This window comes from Haloferax sp. s1 (assembly GCF_058382125.1).
In genome coordinates, this window is sequence record NZ_JBZRPK010000504.1 from 1 (window position 1) to 6,066 (window position 6,066).

General features: G+C 59.2%; 7 protein-coding genes and 1 pseudogene. 3 read left to right on the forward strand and 5 right to left on the reverse strand.

Annotation, left to right across the window (positions count from 1 at the left end; genetic code table 11):
- The 4 genes and pseudogenes from QT222_RS08070 to QT222_RS08085 all read right to left on the reverse strand — a co-directional run.
- Positions 1-329 (reverse strand): annotated as a pseudogene (locus QT222_RS08070) (CPBP family intramembrane glutamic endopeptidase); the annotation flags it as partial.
- Between the two features lie 303 nt (positions 330-632).
- Positions 633-1,370, reverse strand: a complete 738-nt coding sequence (locus QT222_RS08075) for a DUF7847 domain-containing protein (protein WP_004059613.1) — start codon at positions 1,368-1,370, stop codon at positions 633-635.
- 201 nt (positions 1,371-1,571) lie between these two features.
- Positions 1,572-1,901 carry a DUF7521 family protein gene (locus tag QT222_RS08080; protein ID WP_004059612.1) on the reverse strand — a complete coding sequence of 110 codons (330 nt, stop codon included), beginning with the start codon at positions 1,899-1,901 and terminating at the stop codon, positions 1,572-1,574.
- On the reverse strand, positions 1,901-2,248 hold the full coding sequence (locus tag QT222_RS08085) for a helix-turn-helix domain-containing protein (protein WP_491476866.1): 348 nt from the start codon (positions 2,246-2,248) through the stop codon (positions 1,901-1,903). Before QT222_RS08085 ends, QT222_RS08080 begins: the two co-directional genes overlap by 1 nt.
- Before the next feature lie 156 nt (positions 2,249-2,404).
- Between QT222_RS08085 and QT222_RS08090 the strand changes: the two genes are divergently transcribed.
- The 3 genes from QT222_RS08090 to QT222_RS08100 all read left to right on the forward strand — a co-directional run bounded on the left by QT222_RS08090 (position 2,405) and on the right by QT222_RS08100 (position 5,512).
- A complete protein-coding gene (locus QT222_RS08090; protein WP_491476867.1) occupies positions 2,405-3,280 on the forward strand; it encodes a DUF7847 domain-containing protein in 876 nt (291 codons plus the stop codon).
- 192 nt (positions 3,281-3,472) lie between these two features.
- Complete coding sequence (locus tag QT222_RS08095) at positions 3,473-4,549, forward strand: CNNM domain-containing protein (RefSeq protein ID WP_491476868.1); 1,077 nt, start codon at positions 3,473-3,475, stop codon at positions 4,547-4,549.
- An 81-nt stretch (positions 4,550-4,630) separates the two neighbouring features.
- Positions 4,631-5,512, forward strand: a complete 882-nt coding sequence (locus tag QT222_RS08100) for a universal stress protein (protein WP_491476869.1) — start codon at positions 4,631-4,633, stop codon at positions 5,510-5,512.
- Between the two features lie 10 nt (positions 5,513-5,522).
- Here the strand turns inward: QT222_RS08100 and QT222_RS08105 are convergent.
- Positions 5,523-6,066 (reverse strand): sodium:calcium antiporter (locus QT222_RS08105; protein ID WP_491476870.1); only part of this gene is annotated, 544 nt, incomplete at its 5' end.

Sequence of the window (6,066 nt, forward strand, 5' to 3'; positions counted from 1 at the left end):
AAGTTCGCCTGCCGGACCCTCGACCGGTCGCGGAGGACGGTTGCGAGGACCTGGCCGGCGTAGTGTCGAGCGCCGGCGTAGGTCAGTGCCGTCGCGAAGCAGCCGACCCCTTGTGTCGTAATCAACCCGATGACGATGAGCGCCGTCGGGGTGAGTTCGTATCCAGCTACCGAAAGCGCCAAAATCGAAATCACCGAGAGGAATGCACCGAGAGCTAATCCGCCAGCACCGAGAAACGTCCCGCTGAGCACGGGCAGCAGAAGGCCAAGAATGCGGTCCAAAAGACCGGGGACCGACTCAGCGTCTCCCGATTTTTGATAGGAGGACATACTAGTCAACACGGACTTACTTGTGAAATATGGGACTTCCGTTTTTCCGGGTCAGAAAATTGCGCTCAGGGTTCATGTGGACCCACGGTATCTGTGTAATTGCCGGGTACGCGTCCCCCCGCTGACCCGACCCCCTCCATACGCCTTTGGATACCTCTCCCCGGTATCCAACCCGTTTTCAGCGTCTGGAGCGACAGTAGCAACACGTTCGCCGGAGATTTCGGAATTCTGTTATCGCATCTGAAGGGACGGGCGCGACGAACCCGCCGGACGCCAAAAAGAAAGCGGGGACCAGAGTGGTGCTTAAATCGCTTCAGTAGTCGCTGCGGCTGACCGCTCGTCCCGGAGTTGGACGAACGCCTCCGCGATGATACCGAGGCTGAGCACCGAGAAGGGGAGGAACACGAGCGCGGAGAGGATAGTCGAGGCGGCCGGAGAGAGCATGGAACCGATGGAGAACAGCACTCCCAGGACCCCACCGATAACGCCGATAACAACGAACAACAGGAACAATCGGAGCCAGTTACCGCGGGTCAGCGACCAACTGTCTCCGAGCGCCGCGACGAAGTTCTCGTCCTCGACGGCGATGTAGACCGTCATGAAGACGAACGCCAGGTACGCGATGATGCCGGGGATGACGAGTATCGAGCCGATGACAACGAGAGCGCTATAGACGATGCCACCGACGAACAGGTTGACGATTGCAAGCGGGATGTTCCGCGTCAACAGGTCGTTCGGAATCGTGCGTTCGTAGCCGCCGACGAGGATTCGGGTTGCGACCAGCGCCATATACTGGAGCACGAGGAATAGAACAAACGTTAGCACAGCGAGAACCCCAAGAGGAAGGTCGACACTTAGCACCCCAGGTGAGGCATCAGCAGCCTCGGGAGCGAATTGCGCAACCCCTTGTACGAAGAGGCTATTGAACGAGACCTGCCAGATGAGCCCGACAACGGCGTATGCGGCTATGAGCAGGAGTCCGTTTCGCGTCGCGACACGACGGAATCCGCCTTTGATGGAGGTTGTAACGTTGAGTGACACAGAAGAATAGATACTGCAATGATAGTTAAGCAGTCGCCCTTTTTTCTGAGTCAGAAAACCGATGAGGATATTGATACCTGTTCACCGCCTCAGGTGGGTTGTTGGCCGTGTTGCCCCACGCTGGCCAACAGCCCCTGCCCGATTCGTTCTTCTCCCTTCTCTCTCCCGTTCTCGACTATCGTCCGTGCTCTCGTACTCATCTCACCTGATTGAGAGTGAATACAGAATCACTCCAAGCCCACACACCTCGACAATCCGCCCCACGATTGGGAGGTAGTATGTGTATACAATCGGTTCTGCGCCGAGGAGTTGCCCGACTGACGCCCCAGCAAGCGAGATACCAAACGGGATGACAGTCAGCAGTGCAAATCCGATTGCGAGATAGAGCATCGGTTGGCTCTGGTTGCGACGATAGCCACGGTACGCCTGAAACACGATGAAAAGCCCCATTGCGATTGCGACGAGCGTGATGCCGAGGAGTACGAGATAGGCGGCGTAAACCGATGCGGAGTCAGCGTGGAGAGGAATCATTAGAGACCCTCCCACATGTCGGTGAAGCGGTCGGCGACGTCGGGCGCGGGCTTGGTTTCGATAGAGAGTTTGAGCTCATCGTCTTCGAGTTCGATGGTGAGTCGTTCGAGGCGGGCCTCGTAGACGCTGTAGTGGTGGCCGTCTTTGACCACCTCCGTTTGTTCCTCGAGGAGGCCACACTCGATGAGGCGGTCGGCACGTCGATAAATCGTCGGCAAGGACGCATCGCATGCGTCACTCAGGGCTTTAGCTGACATCGGTTCGGCGTTGGTAGCAGTGAGAATCGCGCGTGCGTACTCATCGTTGAGGAGTGCGTACACGTCGGTTGCGCGAATATCCTCACTCACAGAAACGCATCTACTGGATTCGAGTTGAAATAGGTGGCTGGTTTTCTCGCCCAGAAAACCGGACGTGAAACACGGATGAACTGGCGCAGTACCCTCTAGCGTCTGATAGTGCGTATCTCGATACGGTTAACACCACGACTTGTGTGCCTTCCCAGTATGGCTCTTCACGTCCGCCATGCAATCCGCGAGGGACTCGCTCGCGGAACTGCGCGCAGCGGTATCATTCTCATGATACTGTTCTTTCTTGGAACGGCTATCCAGACGGTATTCGTCTGGCTTGCCACCTCGACGTACCTTCCGCTTGGGACGGTTGCGACACCTCCAGAAGCGATTGGTTCCGACTTACCGCTCGCTGGGACAGAACTACCGAAAGCGCTCGCCTTTCAGGCGTCGATCGTTGCGAGTTTCGTCGGTGGACTCCTGACCATTCCGGTTCAAGTCGTCGCACACCGGACTCTCGTAAGCGACTGGCGTGAGAGCATCCCCGAGGAGTTCGTCCTGTATCGACTCGGTCGAGCGACCCTTCATCTACTCCTTGGGTCGTGGATTACGTTCGTCCTCGGTGCGATTATCTTCCTGCTGTCGGCCGGTATCGGCGTTGCGGGCGCGGCGGCCGTCACGACCGTTACGGCATCCGACTGGCTGGTGGCGACGTGGCCCGGACGCGGCCTGTTGGTGGTCGCCTCGCTCGTTCTCCTCCTGCCGACGGCCGTCTTCGGCATCGGTGTCGCCTTCTTTAGTCAGGAGGTTGCGATTCGCGACAAGGGCGTTCGTGACGCACTCGTCGGAAGTTGGCGGCTGACCCGTGGGCACCGACTCCGACTGGGCGTGCTCCTTTTCGTCCCGCTTGTGATACACGGCATTCTTGGCATGGTCTTGTCCCTGTTGGCGACCGGTGCACTCTCACAGGGCATCGTCGTCGTAGAGACTGCAATCGCGACCGTACTCATACAGGGTATCATGGCGGTTGCGTACCTCGAAATTAGTGGGATTAATCCAGATACGGAACTCACAACCACGCGAGTCCGCTAACCTCAAAATAGAGACCCGCTCCCTCGGAGCACAGAGACGTCGTCCACACAAAGTCGCTATCCCTGGAACACAGACTGCACGCAATTTTTCATCGGTTCAGAAGACAAAGCCCAACTAGTTCTATTGTCCCTCCGAGATACCCGCCTACCCCACCAAGCACTTACCGGCGGGCCGTGTAGTTCAAGCACACTGATGAACGGCATCGAGCTTTCAAGTCGATTGCTCGTTGGACTGCTCCTCATCCTCGTCAACGGATTTTTCGTCGCCATCGAATTCGCGCTGACGCGGGTCCGTCAGTACCCAGAAGCCGAGTTCGACAAGCCGGGGCTCCGGCGGGCGTGGGAGATGACGAACGACCTCGAAATCTATCTGACGAGCTGTCAGGTCGGAATTACGGCGTCGAGTATCGCCGTCGGTATCGTCGCCGAGCCTGCGCTCGCAGCGTTGTTCGAACCGTACTTCGAGTCGACCATTCTCGCGTCGGTCGGCGCTGGTGGCATCATCGCCTTCGCCATCATCAACCTCCTGCATCTAACACACGGTGAACAGACGCCGACCTACCTCGGCGTCGAACGAACGAAATTCGTCACCCGCTACGGGGCCACGCCGCTGTACTGGTTCGCAAAGCTCATCTCGCCGCTTATTTCACTCGGAGACTCCGTCGCAAAGTGGACGCTCAAACTGTTCGGCGTCGAGATGACCGGCGCGTGGTTGGAAGCCGAAACAGACGCCATCGAATCGCGCGCGGACCTCAGAAACCGAATCGGCTCCGTTCTCGACCGCGGTGACCTCTCCGACGAACGCCGCGAAGAAGTCCTCAACGCCCTCTCCGTCGACGAACAATCGGTCGGCGACGTCATGGTTCCGACCGAGGAAATCGTCTCGCTTTCGACCGCAGACACCATACAGGAGAACATCGACCGTATCGGCGGGAGCCCCCACACGCGCTTCCCGCTCGTCGGCGACGACCACGAGGAGTTCCACGGTATCGTCTACGTGCCGACCGTCGTCGACAACATCGACGAACTTCGGGCGGGCAACGTAACGCTACGCGATATCGCCACGCCGCCGATGACGCTCTCGGCCGAAACGTCGGTTAGCGAGGCAATCGACCAGTTCCAAGCCGCGAGCCAGGAGTTGGCGCTCGTTCTCGACGGCGGCGAAGTGACCGGGTTGCTGACCGCGACCGACGCGTTCGAGGCCGTCATGGGCGACCTCGAAGACCCACTGGACGTACGCCACAGCGCATCGGTTGCGAGCCATACCTGAAGTAACAACACAGCTACCGTCCTTGCCATGCGCTGGCGACCATCCTTCCATATTTTGTAGCTACACTGAGAACTGTGAACTATGTTTGACCGCCTGCTCTTTCCGACAGATGGCAGTAGTGGGTCCGAAGCAGTCTTCGAGCATGTCCTCGACATCGCCGAGATGCACGGGTCTTCGCTCCATCTACTGCACGTCGCGCCGCCCGAACCGGAACGACGCCCCCAACCCGACGACGAGGCCACGAGTCGCCGCGCCACCGAGGGTGAGAAATTCGTCGACGATGCGGCCGCCCGTGCGTCACAGACCGATGTCGAGACGATAACCGAAGTTGTACATGGCGAACCGTATCAGGAGATTATCAACTACGGGGAGACGAACGATATCGACCTCATCGTCATGCCGACCCACGGGCGGAGCGGGCTGAGTCGCCTCTTGCTTGGGAGCACGACAGAGCGCGTCGTCCGCCGCTCGGATGTACCCGTGCTCACGGTACGCCCGGATGAACAATCTGCACTCTCGTATCCGTACGAGCATATTCTCACACCGACCGACGGAAGTCCGTGTGCGAACGCCGCGGTCACGCTCGGGAGCGAACTCGCGGTGGCGACCGAGGCGGACATCCACGGGCTTTCAGTCGTGAATGTTGCGTACTTTGGTGCGGATGTTCGGGGACCGGTTCTCGTCGAGGAGTTCGAAGAACGCGCCGAACGTGCAGTGAGCGAGGCTATCGACATCGCGACGGAGACGGGTGTTGCGAACGTCACCGACGCTGTCGAGCGTGACGTCTCGATTCATCAGGGTGTGCTCTCGTACATCGACGACCACGATATCGACCTCGTGGTGATGGGAACACACGGTCACACGGGATTCGACCGCTACATGCTGGGGAGCGTCGCCGAAAAGCTGCTCCGCACGTCGCCGGTTCCCGTCTTGACCGTTCGCGAACCGAAACGAGAAGAGTAGCAGCGGGCGGTTAGTTTTGAATCAGATTTGTCAGCCCGATTGTTTCGGTGACAATCCACGCGACGAACACGAGGTACGAGAGCATGAGCCCGTAGGCCTCGCCTCGTGTGAGCGATAAGTCGGTTCGGAGCATACCGAACAGGAGAACCGTTGCGAGCGTCAGCACACCCAACATCGGGACAGCGACGGCGAAGTCGACCGGGACGCTGCCGACGATGAGGACGCCCACGGGGATGGCAACGAGCAGGTCGAAGGTGTTCGACCCGAGGACGTTTCCGAGGCTCGTCGCGCTGTTTCCGTTCGTCGCGGAGCGGACGCTCACGAGCGTGTCGGGAAGACTCGTCGCCGCAGCAATGATGGTAATACCAGAGAGGAACGTCGGGACACCGAAGGTCCTGCTGAGCGATTCGACGCTACCGACTAACAGGTCGACGCCGACGAGGATAATCAGGAGACCGACGAGCAGTCGACCCCACTCGCGGGCGATGCCGTCGTCGACGCCCTCGCCGCCGCCGTCGTAGTCGCTCACGTCCTGCCACTGAATGAAGAGGTAG

Coding starts and splice junctions, on each gene's coding strand:
- QT222_RS08080 (WP_004059612.1), bottom strand. CDS start 1,901: ATGATTCCTCTCCACGCTGACTCCGCATCGGTTTACGCCGCCTATCTC.
- QT222_RS08090 (WP_491476867.1), top strand. CDS start 2,405: ATGGCTCTTCACGTCCGCCATGCAATCCGCGAGGGACTCGCTCGCGGA.
- QT222_RS08095 (WP_491476868.1), top strand. CDS start 3,473: ATGAACGGCATCGAGCTTTCAAGTCGATTGCTCGTTGGACTGCTCCTC.
- QT222_RS08100 (WP_491476869.1), top strand. CDS start 4,631: ATGTTTGACCGCCTGCTCTTTCCGACAGATGGCAGTAGTGGGTCCGAA.